Source organism: Xanthomarina sp. F1114 (genome assembly GCF_026410255.1).
In the GTDB taxonomy this organism is placed as follows: domain Bacteria; phylum Bacteroidota; class Bacteroidia; order Flavobacteriales; family Flavobacteriaceae; genus Xanthomarina.
The window spans coordinates 146873-163425 of sequence record NZ_JAPMLL010000010.1 but is presented as its reverse complement, the minus strand read 5'-3'; the positions used below and the strand labels follow the sequence as shown (position 1 = coordinate 163425).

Annotated in this window: 9 protein-coding genes and 1 tRNA gene; 4 read left to right on the top strand and 6 right to left on the bottom strand. The window is 35.4% G+C overall.

Annotation, left to right across the window (positions count from 1 at the left end; genetic code table 11):
• Nucleotides 1-101: 101 nt before the first annotated feature.
• The 3 genes from yidD to folE form a co-directional block, all read right to left on the bottom strand.
• A complete protein-coding gene (gene yidD / locus OS188_RS10045; protein WP_267148704.1) occupies nt 102-338 on the bottom strand; it encodes a membrane protein insertion efficiency factor YidD in 237 nt (78 codons plus the stop codon).
• Nucleotides 339-841: 503 nt separating this feature from the next.
• Complete coding sequence (cysS, locus tag OS188_RS10040; RefSeq protein WP_267148708.1) at nt 842-2332, bottom strand: cysteine--tRNA ligase; 1491 nt, start codon at nt 2330-2332, stop codon at nt 842-844.
• A 214-nt stretch (nt 2333-2546) separates the two neighbouring features.
• On the bottom strand, nt 2547-3224 hold the full coding sequence (folE, locus tag OS188_RS10035; RefSeq protein ID WP_267148703.1) for a GTP cyclohydrolase I FolE: 678 nt from the start codon (nt 3222-3224) through the stop codon (nt 2547-2549).
• A 203-nt stretch (nt 3225-3427) separates the two neighbouring features.
• Between folE and OS188_RS10030 the strand changes: the two genes are divergently transcribed.
• Nucleotides 3428-9406 carry a T9SS type B sorting domain-containing protein gene (locus tag OS188_RS10030; protein WP_267148702.1) on the top strand — a complete coding sequence of 1993 codons (5979 nt, stop codon included), beginning with the start codon at nt 3428-3430 and terminating at the stop codon, nt 9404-9406.
• Nucleotides 9407-9872: 466 nt separating this feature from the next.
• Here the strand turns inward: OS188_RS10030 and OS188_RS10025 are convergent, their stop codons facing one another.
• Both OS188_RS10025 and OS188_RS10020 read right to left on the bottom strand, forming a co-directional pair.
• A complete protein-coding gene (locus OS188_RS10025) occupies nt 9873-11408 on the bottom strand; it encodes an OmpP1/FadL family transporter (RefSeq protein WP_267148701.1) in 1536 nt (511 codons plus the stop codon).
• Between the two features lie 34 nt (nt 11409-11442).
• A complete protein-coding gene (locus OS188_RS10020; protein ID WP_267148700.1) occupies nt 11443-12465 on the bottom strand; it encodes a hypothetical protein in 1023 nt (340 codons plus the stop codon).
• 101 nt (nt 12466-12566) lie between these two features.
• Between OS188_RS10020 and proS the strand changes: the two genes are divergently transcribed.
• From proS to rpsT, 3 genes are all read left to right on the top strand, one after another.
• Nucleotides 12567-14045: a proline--tRNA ligase gene (gene proS, locus OS188_RS10015; protein WP_267148699.1), complete on the top strand. Its 1479-nt coding sequence runs from the start codon at nt 12567-12569 to the stop codon at nt 14043-14045.
• 196 nt (nt 14046-14241) lie between these two features.
• A tRNA-Glu gene (locus tag OS188_RS10010) sits at nt 14242-14313 on the top strand.
• A gap of 28 nt (nt 14314-14341) precedes the next feature.
• Entirely contained in the window at nt 14342-14593 is a 252-nt protein-coding gene (rpsT, locus tag OS188_RS10005) for a 30S ribosomal protein S20 (protein ID WP_267148698.1), read from the top strand.
• A 155-nt stretch (nt 14594-14748) separates the two neighbouring features.
• On the opposite strand, the gene rho is transcribed toward rpsT, so the two are convergent.
• Complete coding sequence (rho, locus tag OS188_RS10000) at nt 14749-16443, bottom strand: transcription termination factor Rho (RefSeq protein WP_267148697.1); 1695 nt, start codon at nt 16441-16443, stop codon at nt 14749-14751.
• Between the last annotated feature and the right edge of the window lie 110 nt (nt 16444-16553).

The window sequence follows — 16553 nt, the reverse complement described above, 5'->3', positions numbered from 1 at the left end:
GTCTCGGGAACTGGATCGTAGCCAGAACGTCCCCAAGGCGATGGAACGCAGAAGAAAATGTACTGTGTACATTTTTAGTGAACATGCGAGCAGGCTAATTTTTAGTTGTCATCCGTCTCGGGAACTGGATCGTAGCCAGAACGTCCCCAAGGATGACAACTAAAAATCCTAATAATCGCCAATTTTCCGCCCTTAAAAAAACCGTGTTTTTCTAAAGCTTCTTTGGCATAATGCGAACAGGTAGGTTGAAATCTACAAGAAGCAGGCGTTAAGGGAGAAATAAACGTCTGATATATTTTTATAAGTAATAAAAAGGGGTATGTTAATATTTTCTTCAAAATTTTTAAGTAAAGGCGTTAACTTCCTCCTTGGCATTAGCTTCGGGCGGATAAATGTTTATCAGTTAGTTCTTAAGAATAACAATTTTGTTTAAGTTCCGAACTACATATTGGTAAGACATTAGTTTTTGATATGTTTTCTGTGCCGTTAGGTACAGGATGTTTCAATTTGTATATCGTACCTAAAGGCACGAGGTCTAAAATAATTATTTTATTTACCAATATTTTGTCCCTAATGGGACTTCAATTATTCGATTTCATTCCCGGTTAAACATACATCCAAAAGATAATCTTAGAAAAATAAATTTTAACAGCTGGATGTTTTCTTTCCAAGCCTCTAGCTTTTCAAGTGAGTAAACATGCATAATTTTAAATTTCAGAATATTAATATAACGAACTAAAATAAAAGAACTGAACAACTAAGGTTCTAACAATACATATTTATCCGAAAAATTGAGTCATCGAGGGTACAACGAAACAACTTTTCAACAAACTAGAAAATGTTACAGACTGAAACTCGTCCCGTCCTTTCCATCTTTTAATTGAATTCCAAGGGCATCAAGTTCATCTCTAATTTGATCGGATAAAGCAAAATCTTTATTAGCTCTAGCTTCCTGACGTAATTTGATTAAAAGCTCAACCGTACCTGATAGTTTTTCTGTTCCAGAACCTGTTTCTGTAATTTGTTCTAAACCTAAAACATCAAAAACAAAGGTATGCATAAGCATAGAAAGTTGATTCAAATCTTCTTTTGAAATAGCTTCTTTAGCAGACTTTATTTTGTTAATAATAGAAACTCCTTCAAACAACCAAGATATTAATATGGGCGTATTGAAGTCGTCGTTCATAGCTTCGTAAAACTTCGTTCTTAGAATATCTAAACTGTCTTTTACGTTTTTTGATGACTCATTTGAAGTTGTTAAAGTCTTTAAAGAATTAATAGCTTCCATTAAGCGATTAAAACCTTTTTCGCTTGCTAATAAACCATCATCTGTTAAATCTAAAACACTTCTATAAGAAGCTTGCATCATAAAGAATCTAACAACACTAGGGCTGTAAGATTTAGACATAATATCATTTTCACCTGAAAGTAATTCGGCAGGATTTATATAATTTCCTGTAGATTTACTCATACGTGCACCATTAAGTTCAAGCATATTGGCGTGCATCCAGTATTTTACTGGGTCTTTCCCTTTTGCTGCTTTATTCTGTGCAATTTCACATTCGTGATGTGGAAATTTTAAATCCATTCCGCCCCCGTGAATGTCAAAATAATCGCCAAGATATTTCGTGCTCATGGCAGTACATTCTAAATGCCATCCCGGGAACCCATCGCTCCAGGGAGAAGGCCAGCGCATAATGTGATTTGGTTCAGCTTTTTTCCATAGTGCAAAATCTTGTGGATTTTTCTTGTCGCTCTGCCCATCCAATTCACGTGTATTATGGATTAAATCCTCAAGCTTTCTTTTGCTTAAAACACCATAATCGTTTGTTTGGTTGTATTTATGAACATCAAAATAAACGGAGCCATTAACTTCATATGCAAAACCGTTCTCTATAATGGTTTCTATAAGTTCAATTTGCTCAATAATATGACCTGTTGCAGTAGGCTCGATACTTGGCGGAAGAAAATTAAACTTGTTTAAAATATTATGAAAATCTACAGTATATCTCTGTACAATTTCCATAGGTTCAATAGCTTCTAATCTTGCTTTTTTTGTGATTTTATCCTCCCCAACATCTGCATCGTTTTCTAAGTGCCCAGCATCTGTAATATTTCTTACATAACGAACTTTATAGCCTACATGTAATAGGTAGCGAAAAATCATATCGAAAGACATAAAGGTTCTTAGGTTTCCTAAATGCACATTGCTATAAACCGTTGGGCCACAAACATACATCCCAACATAACCTTCGTGGATAGGTTTAAAAGTATCTTTTTCGCCCGAAAGGGAATTATATATTTTTATCTCTTGGTTTTTGTAAAGTGGCATTGCTGTTTCTTGTTGAGTTGTTAGTTGTTTATTTATCATTCTAAGGGATACAAAGAAACTAAATTCTAGATTGTTAAATTCTTGAATGGTTAGCTGAGAATTTTAAATCAACAATCATTAATTCTAAATTCGTTAGCTGCTTGTTGTTAAGTGACTTGTTACTAAAGTAAATTAACAAATATTGACTAAGCAACTAACCTAATACGAATAATATTTAGAACGAAGTGTCTAATTTAATATAATCCAAAAACTCTCTTTTGGTTTCTTTGTCTTTAAACTTTCCACCAAACTCCGATGTAATTGTGCTGCTCTCCGTATCTCTAATTCCTCTGGAATTTACACATAAGTGTTTGGCATCTATAACACAAGCTACATCGTCTGTATTTAAAACCTGTTGTAATTCTTTTACAATTTGAATGGTTAAACGCTCCTGTACTTGAGGGCGTTTGGCATAATAATCTACAATTCTGTTCATTTTAGATAAACCAACCACAGTTCCGTTAGAAATATAAGCCACATGTGCTTTTCCAACTATTGGTAATAAATGGTGCTCGCAAGTAGAATAAACGGTAATATTTTTTTCTACTAGCATTTCGCCATATTGATATTTATTATCAAAAGTAGATGCGTTTGGTTTTATTTTTGGATTTAATCCTCCAAAAATTTCATTTACAAACATTTTAGCAACTCGATTGGGTGTTCCTTTTAAGCTATCGTCGGTTAAGTCTAGCCCTAAAGTTTCCATAATATGTTGCACATCATCTTTAATAATGTCAATCTTCTCTTCGTTTGTAAGTTTAAAAGCATCTTCACGCATAGGAGTGTCTGAGGATGTTCCAATATGGTTTTCTCCTAACGACTCTAATTCTTCTATTTTTTTATCAAATTTCATCCGAAAATTTAAATATGTGATTTAATTTGCAAAGATAAGAAATTCCATATTTAAAGGCCTTCTCTTAACAGAGATTTAATTAGTATTAGAATTTAACTAAATTTTAATAAAATTTTCTTATTTTTCAGCTCAATTTTAACAATATAATGATGTTTAATTAGCAGTAGGTTGTTAATTAAATATACTTTATGATGATTCTCCTTATGAAAAAGTTAATTACCCTATTTTGCTTATTTATAATTAGCACTAGTTACGCTCAAATGTTAGCCATAGACGATGTGGTTGTGGGTAGATCTGATAATCCCGGTCTTTCTTCCGCTTATGGAGACCGTGTGCTGCAAAACGATTATTTAAATGGTACGCCTATCGTTCCTGCAACCTATGCAAACTATACAATTACAACTGTAGTGCCCGATGGAGTTGGGAACATTGTACTAAACCCTGTGGCAGGAGGGTTTCTTCAAATTCCTCCAAATACACCTCAGGGTATTTATTATATTACTTATGAAGTTTATGAGAATGCCAATCCAAGCAATCGTGATACCGCCGAAATTGAAATACGTGTTTTTCCCGCAACTTTTAATAACGGAGCCTCGGTAATTGAACTTAGCTCAGATTCTCCCAATGGGTACGCTGGAGGAACAAATGGTTATATTACCACAGGGCCCTGTGTAGATTTAAATACAGGAACCATACCTCCCATAACTCTAAGTGCAGATTATACAGAAATAGGAGCAACTGATGCTTATAGTGCGAATGCCATTTCTTTTAATCCACCATTTACTTTTGGTGATACAACTGGCAATACTGAAATAATCAATGATGACGTTTGGAGTTCTGTTATAAATTTTCTATTTCCATTTAAGTTTTATGGTCAAACATACACTAATTGTGTGGTTTCTGCCAATGGAGCTATAAGTTTTAATCTGGGAAAAGCTAACGATTACCATGCTTGGAGTTTTAATGGAACTAATCAGATTCCAAATAATAGTCCCGCGTTTCAAGGTGCTAATATTTTTGGAGCTATGCATGATATAGACCCTAGACCTTCTGTTAATTCACAGCCATACAGTATTTCTTATGGTGTTAAAGGAGAAGCGCCTTTTAGAGTTTTTATGTTTGCTTTTGATAATCCTGCACAATATAACTGTAATGACATGCATACCTCTCAGATGATGCTGTTTTATGAAACGACTAATATTGTTGAAACGTATATTTTTCAAAAACCTGTTTGTTCATGGAATGGCGGATTTGCTGCTATTGGGATTCAGAATCCAGGAGGCACTCAAGGTATTGCTGCACCTGGGAGAAATACTGGGGTTTGGGATATTAATTTTATGACTCCAGAAGCCTATCAATTTATTCCAAATGGAGCAGTTGTTACCACGTTTCAATGGTTAGATGAAGCTAATAATATAATAGGTACAGATCCAAATGCTTTAGTTGTTACGCCAACTGTAACCACAACATATATAGCGCAGGTAACCTATACAGATCCCGATACAGGAGACTCTACAGTTGCTTATAAGCCAATAACTGTAGTAGTACCTCCAAGCCCGGTAGTATCTGTAACTGCTAGTCCAGATACATGTACTGGTGGCGATGCTGTTTTTACCATTACAGGAGGTGAAAACGATGAAGTAGAGTATAATATTAATGGCGGGCCAACACAAACAATTATTATAGATGCTAGTGGAACCTACGAGATAACACTTACAGGAATTACAACTTCTCAAACAATTAATTTATTATCTGCCAACAATTTAAATTCTGTTTGTGGTGGACCTATGTCTGTTTCAGAAACAGTAGATGTTGTACCAATACCTGTTGTAACTATAACGACTAATTCGCCCATATGTTCTGGGGAGGATGCTGTTTTTACCTTAACAGGAACCCCAGGAGATATTGTGGAGTACAACACCGATGGAAATACCACAGAGAGTGTGACGCTAGACACATTTGGAGAAGCAGAAGTAACTATAATAGGCGCAACTGTCGATCAAACAATCACTTTAGAAACTATAGAAAACCCTTCAACAGGTTGTAATGGTGCTCTAACAGATACCGAAACAATTGTAGTAACACCAATAGATGACCCGTCTTTCACAATGGCACCAACCTGTGATGGAGGAGTAGCTACTGTTACAGGGCTTCCTGGGGGTGCTTTCGCATTTAATCCGGCTCCCACAGATGGTGCTGTAATAGACCCTGTAACAGGAACTGTAACAGGAGGAACTCCGGGAGCTACTTATACCATAGAGTATACAACTGCTGGAACTTGTCCGGATTCTTCTACCGAAGATGTAACCGTTTTAACGGTTGCAGACCCTAGTTTTGAAACTACAGCTACTTGCGATGGAGGAACAGTTAATATATTAGGAGATACAGGAGGAACTTTTACGTTAAATCCGATGCCTACCGATGGAGCAACTATCGATCCAGGAACAGGAACTATTACTGGTGGAACACCATTGGCTACCTATACCATAGAATATACTATTGGAGGAACCTGTGGAGCAAGTAGTATGGAAACCGTAACTGTTTTACCTGCTGAAGATGCAAGTTTTACAACTACTCCAGATTGTACAGGAGGAACCATGACTATTACCGGAGATGCCGGAGGAGTTTTTGCCTTTAATCCAGTACCTACAGATAGTGCAACTATAGATGCAGCAACAGGTGTTATTACTAATGCAACTCCTGGAGCAACATATACTATAGAATACACCACGGCTGGACCTTGTCCAGCTGTAAGCTTAGAAAATATAACAATTTTGCCAGCAGAAGATCCTAGTTTTACAACCACAGCAACTTGCGATGGAGGAACAGCAACCATAACAGGAGAAATAGGTGGAACATTTACCTTTAATCCTGTTCCGAGTGATGGAGCTACTATAGATCCTAATACTGGAACTGTGACTGGTGGAACTTCAGGAACTACTTATACGGTTGAGTACACAACGGCAGGGGCTTGTCCAGCAAACAGTACTGAAACTGTTACAGTTATTCTTGTTGATGACCCATCTTTTACAACAACTCCAGATTGTTATGGTGCAACAGCAACCATTACAGGAGATACAGGAGGAACTTTTGCTTTTAACCCAGCCCCAACAGATGGAGCAACTATAGATCCAGCTACAGGAACAATAACGGGAGGGACTCCAGGAACTACATATTCCATTGAATATACTACAGCAGGAACTTGTATTGCTAGTAGTATTGAAACTGTTACAACCCATTCTTTACCAGTTGTAGTAGTGCCAACACCATTATTTGTATGCGATGATAACATTCCTGATGGCGAGACCGAAATGGACTTAACAGTTAAGAATGATGAGATTTCGGGTGGGAATACTAATTATATAGTTACTTATTATAATACTCAAGCAGCAGCAGATTTTGGATCGCCTCAAGTAACTCCTTCGGCAACAAACTATATTGGAAACAATGGCGAAGTGGTTTGGGTAAGAGTAGAAGATGCAACAACAGGATGTTTTGATACCACATCATTAACCTTAAATGTAGTAGAAGCTCCAGCCGCAAATATTCCACCTGATTTACATTATTGCGATCCAAATAATGATGGCTATGGTGTTTTCGATTTAGATAGCAACATTCCATTCATTACAACAGATCCAGCTTTGGAAGTAAGCTTTCACCAAACATATCAAAACGCATCTGACAATGTGGAACCACTTAGTAGTCCATACAATAACGTTTACCTTGATCAACAAGAAATTTATGTGCGTGTAGATTATGTTGGAGCCACAACGGATTGTCCGACAATTATTAGTTTCTTTATTTATGTAGATAAAACTCCAGAAATTGAATTACATCCAGATCCAATTGTACTTTGTGACGATGATGGTACAGCAGACGGGATGACTACCTTCAATTTAACATCAAGTAATACAGAAATTTTAAATGGTTTAAGTCCGTTAGATTATACGGTTACTTATTATACAGATCAGGCAGGAGCCGAAGTGGGAACAACTTCTCCAAGTTATATTACAACACCTGGAGCCTTTACCAATTCGAATGCACCAAACCAAACCGTTTGGGTACGAGTTGAAAATAATACAACAACCTGTTTTACGGTAACATCCTTAGATTTAATAGTGAATCCATTGCCTGTTCCAGTAACAACAACTGAAGCTTTATCTTATGAAATTTGTGATGATACGATAGATAATGATGGCTATGCTATTTTCGATTTAACAGTTCAAGACAATGTTATTACAGGAGGGAACTCTACTTGGACGGTAAATTATTTTGAAACCATGGCAGATGTAACAGCCAATAATCCAATTCCAGATTATACAGCTTATGCTAATACGGCTATTGATGGTTTTCCACATAACCCACAAACTATTTTTGTAACAGTGTCTTCTACAGAAAACGGTGTAGATTGTTTTGCCTTATCAACTTTAACTTTAATAGTTAATCCAGTACCAACGCCAAATCCAGTATTACCAGATTTGAATTTGTGTGACGATACTAACTCTGGAGATTTAGAAGAAGCATTCGATCTTACTCTAAATGAAGGAGCCATGATGATTGCTTATAATGAAACACCTACCTACCATACAACCATGGCAGATGCAGAATCTGGAGCTAATGCTATTCCAGACCCTACAGCTTATGTAAGTCAGACACGCACCATTTATGTTCGTGTCACCAATACGGGAGATCCAAATATTCCAGCAGATAATGGCACGGGATGTTATACAATTGTGTCGTTCGAGATTGTTGTAAATCCATTACCAGTTACAACTCCTGTTGATGATATTTTAGCATGTGAATTGAATACAGATGGTTTTTATACTTTCGATTTAACCGTTCAAAATGATGCTATTTTAAACGGACAACCAGAACCAGACTTTGAAGTAAATTATTATACCACTTTAGCTGATGCTCAAGCGGGAACTGGAGCTATTGCAAACCCTTCAGCTTATACCAATATGATGGACCCTGCTAACCCAGGACAAGCTGTTAATCCGCAAGAGATTTTTGTGAATATTACAAACACACTTACAACTTGTGATGTTGCAACAGTGAGCTTCTTAATAGAAGTTCAGGAAGCAGCTGAGGTGAATCCGAATTATGACACTTATGCTTTATGTGATGATAATATGGAGTTTGACGGGAACCCTTCAAACGATACAGTAGCATTTGATTTATTATCGCAAAACACCATATTATTAAACGGACAAGATCCAGCTAACTTTATTATTACTTATTACGAATCTGAAGATGATGCCGAGAATATGAATGAAGCTATTGATACATCTTCTCCTTATGTTAACACTTCAAACCCGCAAATTATTTGGGTGCGAATAGATAATAATACAAACGCAAATTCAATTTGTTATGATGTTAAACCCTTAACATTACAGGTAGATCCTATTCCAGCTTTCGATTTAAAAGATGTATATACTATTTGTGTTAATCTTAATGGAACCGAAGTTATTGGAGCACCATTAATGGATACAGGATTAAGTTCTACTTCTTATACTTTTGAATGGATTGAAGATGGAGCGCCAACAGTTGTATTAAGCACAGATTCGTCTTATATGCCAACGGTAGAAGGAACATATACAGTTATTGTTACAGATAATAATAACCTTTGTGTAAGTTCAGATACAGCTGTTGTCCAGTTGAGTTCTCCACCAAATTTAACGGCTACACTTGTAACTCAGGCTTTTGCTAATAGCAATGTTATAGAAGTAACAGCTACGGGGGACGGAGCTGCTTTATTCGAATTTAGTTTAGATAATGGGCCGTGGTTAAGCAACGAGCCAAATGGTAATACTTATACTTTTAATAATGTGCCATTTGGAGAGCACACTATTCAGGCCAGAGATATTAATGGTTGTGGATTAGCAGTGGATACGGTTCTAGTTATGGATTATCCGTTGTTCTTTACTCCAAATAACGATGGGTATAACGATACATGGCAGATTTTTGGGATTCAAAACCAATACGATGCTCAAATCTTTATTTACGACCGTTATGGAAAATTATTGAAGCAACTTAATCCGGGAGGTCCAGGATGGGATGGAACTTATAATGGCGAGTTATTGCCGTCTAGTGATTACTGGTTTACTATAAAGTATAGAGAATTAGGCGAAAGTCAAGGTCCTCAAAAAGAGTTTAAAGCTCACTTTAGTTTAAAGAGATAAATACATTTACATTAAATATAATTAATAAAAAAAACTCAGACGTGTCTAACATGTCTGAGTTTTTTCTTTTAGATGACGTAATTCTTATTATTAAGAGGCGTTTAAATACCATTTATATGTAGAGAATTATATTGTATTCTAAATTAATATATCGTTATTAAACGATGTAGAATAAAACTCTTACGGCGTATATTTTGCGTAACATTTGTTGTTATAGCTTCCTAGAATTCATTCATTTTAACTTTTAAAAATAGAAGAGTATAGAAGACTAAATTTACAACCCTTATTATTGTAATTTCTTTTGAAGTCTATTAGAATTTATAAAAGACCATTCAGCATGAAGTTTGAGCCCTTGTAATTTAAGAGTAGCGTAATAAGTTGTCTAGAATCTTAAGATTAAGCATAAAAAAAAACTCAAACAAAAATAAATCTGTTCGAGTTTTAGTTTTCTATAATATGATTTTGCTTACAAATTAAAGGCAACAGACAAAGTAACGTTACTAAGTCTAGAGTCTATGCTTGCACTGCTAGGAAACCCAGAGTTGTTGTATAATCTATATTCCGAAGATTGCTTAGCCTGATCGAAAGCCACATCCATTCTAAAACCACCAAAATTATAACCCAAACCTAAAGAATAACCGTTTAAATCGCTAAGAGTGTTTTTGTTTTTATACGGACTTTCTTCAAATCTGTAACCAGCTCTTAAGCTAACTTGGTTTAATCTAAGTTCACCACCAACCTTAATGGTGGAGGCCGTTGTTAATTGATTGCTCATAGCTCTGTTCTGACTAGTAAAATAAGGATCGGAAGTCGGTTTAAATTTAGTGTTTCCATAATCTTTTAAAGAATAATCGAAACTGATTAAACCATATGATCCAAAAATATAAGCCAAACTACCGGTATATTTTCCAGGACTTTGTAGTTTATAGACTGGATATATATTTATAATGTTTGAAATGTAGCCTATATCCTGATCGGCTATATTAGAGTCTATTCCTTGAATTAGTTCTTCCTCAATTCGGAACCAGGTAGGGGAGTTGTAAGACAAACCTAATCTAAGACCATCTGTAATTTTTGCAATGGCTCCTAGTTGAAAAGAAAACCCTGAACCTATTGTAGATAGCCAATTTTCAAAAAGAATGTCCTTAGCAAAAGAGTTAGGATTTGCATTATTCTCGTAAAAACTAGTAAACTTATCGTAATTAATAAAATGCGAGTTTAGATTAACTCCTAAGTATAATTTATCATCATAAGAGGTCGCAAAGTTTAATGTAAATTTTCCATTATAACCTTTAGCAGCGTAATAATACTCTTGGTAGAATGAAGTTGCAGGAGCAGTATTAGACATATAGTTTGTTTCGTCATCATTGGTACTATTGTCCATATTTACAGGGTCAATAATTCCTGCCCAATATCCTAGAAACACTTGTTGAAACGAGTAGCCGTAATTTGGGTTCGATCCAATATCTGCATAAGCTTCTTCTAAATATTCTCCAGGTTGAAGTTTTAGAACTCCAAAGGGAATAGATTGATTTTCTGTAATATCTAAAAAATATCTATCTATAGAAGTTGAATTGACTCCAGTAGCCAACCAATCGTTGTTGTAGTTTTGAACCTTATCATAAGCTGCACTAAAAACAAACTTAGACCACTTAGAATCGCTGTTCCTATTGTTAAAAACAAAGGAAGCTCCAGCTTGATTTAAGTCGATACTCGATTCTTTTGAGGTGTTAAAACCATTAAAATACCGAACGTCATTTTTAAAGTTATTATTTGACAAGGATAAAGATATATGACTGTCGTTAAATACAGCCGAGCCAGCAGGATTGATACTTACGGCACTCATGTCTCCACCTAGAGCTCCAAAAGCACCACTTAGACCTCTGTATCTTGCGGTTCCCTGAATTTCATCACTAGAATATCGTAAGGCGTCCGTAACGTCTTGAGCGTTCGTGTAAGTGATAGCAAACACCCCAGCGAACATTAAAAGTAACTTTTTCATAATTTTTCTTTTTTCTTTTTCACTCTATAGAATTCTACCTTCTGCCTCGACCTCCACCAAAACTTCTTCCTCCACCACCAAACGAACGGGATGGCGAGTTACCAAAAGATCTGTTGGGTGTATAAGATCTAGACGGACTAGTGGAACGCGGTGTAGAATTTGTTCTAGTTCTAGGTTTTACCGTATTGTTAGATTTAGGACTTGACTTTGTTTTAGGTCTAGTGGTTGTTCTTGGTTTAGGGCTTGACGGATTAGAGTTACCTCTTGTTCTTGGTCTAACTGTTGTGTTAGGACTCACAGTAGAATTACCTCTAGTTCTTGGTCTAACAGTAGAGTTCGATCTTGTGGTGTTTGCACGTCCTATTACATTATTAGATCTTGTTCTTGGTGTAGAATAACCTAAAGAAGCAGCATTACTTCTCGTTCTAGAATTGTAATAATGAGAGTTTCTATTGTTATAATAATTGTTTCCGTAGTATCTAGATCCACGTCTACCATAGTTATAAGCTACACCTCGACCACCGTAATAACCTCCGCCATAATAATATGGGTAATACGGGTAATATGGGTAGCCCCAACCATAGCCATAATATGGGTAAAAACCTCCGTAGTAATATGGAGAGTACCAAGGGTTGTAACCCCAACCGTATCCATAACCAAAACCAACGCCCATACCTATACTAATGGAAACATTGCTGTTGCTTTCTTCTCCCCATCCAGCATAATTGTTGTATTCTACGTCTACGGAGTCTTGAGTTTCGGCATAATCACCTTCATAAGAATCAACATCTGTAAAAACATCATCTTCGTTTTCTTCTGGCAATTGATATTCTAAGGATTTCTCTTTGAAATAATTTTTATAGTAATTATTGCTGTTTGTTTCTGTACCTGCGGTTGCAACAGCCTCTTCTTGATATTCAACTTGTGGATCTGAACCATAAATACCATCGTTGTCCTGTACAGCATACTGTGACGATCCACAAGAAGCCAAGACAAAAAACAAGCCAAAAACGGCTGTTATTGGTACTTTGGTTAAAAAGGAGTTATTAATTTGCATATCTATTGAATTTTATTGTTGAACATAACAAAAATAGTTAGTTTTGCGCAACTATTATATATATTTAACATAATCACAATTTTTGTGCCAAAACCCTGAATATGAGTAAAAATCTTACAAGTAGAGCCGAAGATTATTCCAAATGGTATAACGAACTTGTTGTCAAGGCAGATCTTGCAGAAAACTCTGCTGTTAGAGGCTGTATGGTTATTAAACCTTATGGCTACGCTATCTGGGAAAAGATGCAAGCTGAACTAGATAGAATGTTTAAAGAGACAGGACATCAAAATGCATATTTTCCACTATTTGTGCCTAAAAGCTTGTTTGAAGCCGAAGAAAAAAATGCTGAAGGTTTTGCTAAAGAATGTGCAATTGTTACACATTATAGATTACAAAACGATCCGGATAGTCCAGGAAAATTACGTGTGGATCCTGAAGCTAAGTTAGAAGAAGAGCTTATTGTTAGACCAACGAGCGAGGCTATTATTTGGAATACCTATAAAGGATGGATTCAATCTTATAGAGATTTGCCTTTATTAATTAATCAATGGGCTAATGTGGTGCGTTGGGAAATGAGAACTCGTTTATTTTTACGTACAGCCGAGTTTTTATGGCAAGAAGGACATACAGCCCACGAAACTAGAGAGGAGGCTATAAAAGAAGCTGAATTAATGAATAATGTGTATGCAAATTTTGCTGAAAACTTTATGGCTATTCCAGTGGTAAAAGGTGTTAAAACAGAAAGCGAGCGTTTTGCAGGAGCAGTAGACACTTATTGTATTGAAGCTTTAATGCAAGATGGAAAAGCTTTGCAAGCAGGAACATCTCATTTTTTAGGACAAAACTTCGCCAAAGCATTCGATGTAAAGTTTACAAACAAAGAAGGTAAACAAGATTATGTTTGGGCAACTTCTTGGGGGGTTTCAACAAGGTTGATGGGAGCTTTAATTATGACTCACAGTGATGATAAAGGTCTAGTTCTTCCTCCAAATCTAGCTCCTAATCAGGTGGTAATTGTGCCTATCTATAAAACTGATGAACAGTTTGAGGAAATCTCGAAACTAGCAAATTTAATGATTAGCGATTTAAGAGCTAAACATATATCCGTAAAATACGACGATAGAACCACGCTTAGACCAGGAGCTAAGTTTGCTCAGCACGAATTGCAAGGTGTACCTTTACGAATTGCTATTGGACCTAAGGATCTGGAAAACGGAACTGTAGAATTGGCTAGAAGAGATACTTTGACTAAAGAGGTTATTGCTTTAGATAATTTAACAGCTAGAGTTGAAAGTTTAATGACAGAAATTCAGAATACCCTATATAAGAAAGCATTAGATTTTAGAGACTCGCATATTACTTTAGTGGATACATTTGAAGACTTTAAAAAGGTTTTAGAAGACAAAGGCGGATTTATTTCAGCTCACTGGGATGGAACTGAAGAAACGGAAACTAAAATTAAAGAACTAACTAAGGCAACTATTAGATGTATTCCTACGGATGAGGTTCCTGAAAACGGTACTTGTGTGTACTCCGGGAAGCCTTCAAAAACGAGAGTTTTATTTGCAAAAGCGTATTAATTGAAAAATTTTTAAAAAAATATCGATTTGGTGTTGCAACATTTAAAAATAGTTGTATTTTTGCAGCCGCTTGAAAGACATAAAGCAACAAAAGTTGTCTCTTGAAAGTTAACAATGGAAACATTGTAAGTTATTTTGAAATGATGTATTGCAAATTAAAATATAATAATATATATTTGCACACTCAAAAGATAATGGCCCGTTCGTCTATCGGCTAGGACGCCAGGTTTTCATCCTGGTAAGAGGGGTTCGATTCCCCTACGGGCTACAATTTTTATTAAAGAAAGAAGAATATAATGGCAAATCATAAGTCAGCATTAAAGAGAATTAGAAGTAACGAAACAAAACGTTTAACTAATAGATATAAGCATAGAACAACTCGTAGTGCTATTAAAAAGTTCCGCGAGATGGAATCTAAGGAAGAAGCTCAAGCAGCTTTTCCAGATATCATGTCTATGATTGATAAGTTAGCAAAGAAGAATATTATTCATGCTAATAAAGCAGCGAATTTAAAATCTAACTTAACTAAGCATATAGCTTCTTTATAAGATAATAAATAGAAGGAATTCTATAACAAACCTTTCAATGTATGTTGGAAGGTTTTTTTTATGCTCTGTTTTTAAATTCTATCATATAGTATATAAAAGAAAAGCCTCGATGTAATCGAGGCTTTATCTTTTTATTATAATTACTCTAGAGAGTTTTATCCATTCATGGAAATTAGAAACTCTTCGTTGTTTCTAGTCTGTTTAAATCGTTCATTAATAAATTCCATAGCTTCTACAGGATTCATATCTGCTAGATACTTTCTCATTACCCACATTCTTTGAATGGTACTGCTTTCTAGTAAAATATCATCTCTACGCGTACTAGAAGAAGTTAAGTCGATAGCAGGGAAAATTCTACGATTAGAAATTTTTCTGTCTAATTGTAATTCCATATTACCTGTTCCTTTAAACTCTTCAAAAATTACTTCATCCATCTTAGAACCTGTTTCGGTTAAAGCGGTAGCAATAATTGTTAAAGATCCTCCATTTTCAATATTTCTAGCAGCACCAAAGAAACGTTTTGGTTTATGAAGTGCATTCGCATCAACACCACCACTTAATATTTTTCCTGAAGGCGGTTGTACCGTATTGTATGCTCTAGCTAAACGAGTAATAGAATCTAAAAGAATTACTACATCGTGTCCACATTCTACAAGTCTTTTTGCTTTTTCTAAAACAATATCTGCAATTTTAACATGCTCGTGTGCTTCTTTATCGAAAGTGGAAGCAATAACTTCGCCACGAACATTACGTTGCATGTCTGTTACTTCTTCTGGACGTTCATCTATTAACAAGATCATTTGATATACTTCTGGATGATTGGCAGCAATAGCATTTGCCACATCTTTAAGTAACATGGTTTTTCCCGTTTTTGGTTGAGAAACAATCATTCCACGTTGCCCTTTTCCAATAGGTGAAAACAAATCCATAATTCTAGTAGAAATAGTACTTTGCTTATCTGCCAAATTAAATTTTTCTTGAGGAAAAAGTGGCGTTAAATGTTCGAAAGACACTCTGTCTCTAACAACTTCTGGATTAAGACCATTAATCTTTATAACCTTTATTAGAGGAAAATACTTTTCACCTTCTTTTGGAGGTCTTACATTTCCTAAAACGGTGTCACCTTTCTTTAAACCGAATAAACGGATTTGAGATTGAGAGACATAAATATCATCTGGAGAAGATAAGTAGTTATAATCCGAAGAACGTAAAAATCCATACCCATCTTGCATGACATCTAAAACACCTTCACTTTCTATAATAGCATCAAATTCAAAATCTGGTTCTCTATATCTGTTTCTAGTGTCCTTATTTCCGTTGCTCCCAGAGTTTTGATTCTTGTTCTGGTGTTTGTTATCTCTTTTTGAACGATTTTGATTATCGCTTTTAGGATTGTTCTTTTTTTCTTCTTTGTCTTTAGAATGACTCTCCTTTGTTTTGCTATCCTTATTATGTACTGGTTTAGAAGATTTTTGCTGTGGAGGTCTTTTTGTATCAGCTTTTGGAGTTTCTCTTATAGAAGCATCTTTGGTTGGAGCTTCTTTCTTAGAATCTTCAGTTTTGGCCTTTACTGTTTCTTTTTTATCAGTAGCTGGTGTATTATCAGATTTTTTAGCTGATTTTACAGGACGCTTTATGCGTTCTCTTGGCTGCTTTTTTGGTGAAACATCTTTTTGAGTTTCCTCTTTAACAACTTCTTTTACTGCTTTTGGATTAGTTGCTTGGTGATCTAGTATTTGATATACTAAATCTAATTTTTTTAATGAACGATATTTAGCCACGTTCAGTTTTTTAGCTATTTCCTGCAACTCAGGAAGCTTCATTTCTTTTAACTGTGAGATTTCAAACATTTATGTTGAATTGAATATTTGTATTAAATATTAAAATTGAATTTTTCTGAAAAAAATAGATTTTATTCTGAAGAATAACAGCCTACAACTGTGGTAGTTGTGATTTGTTA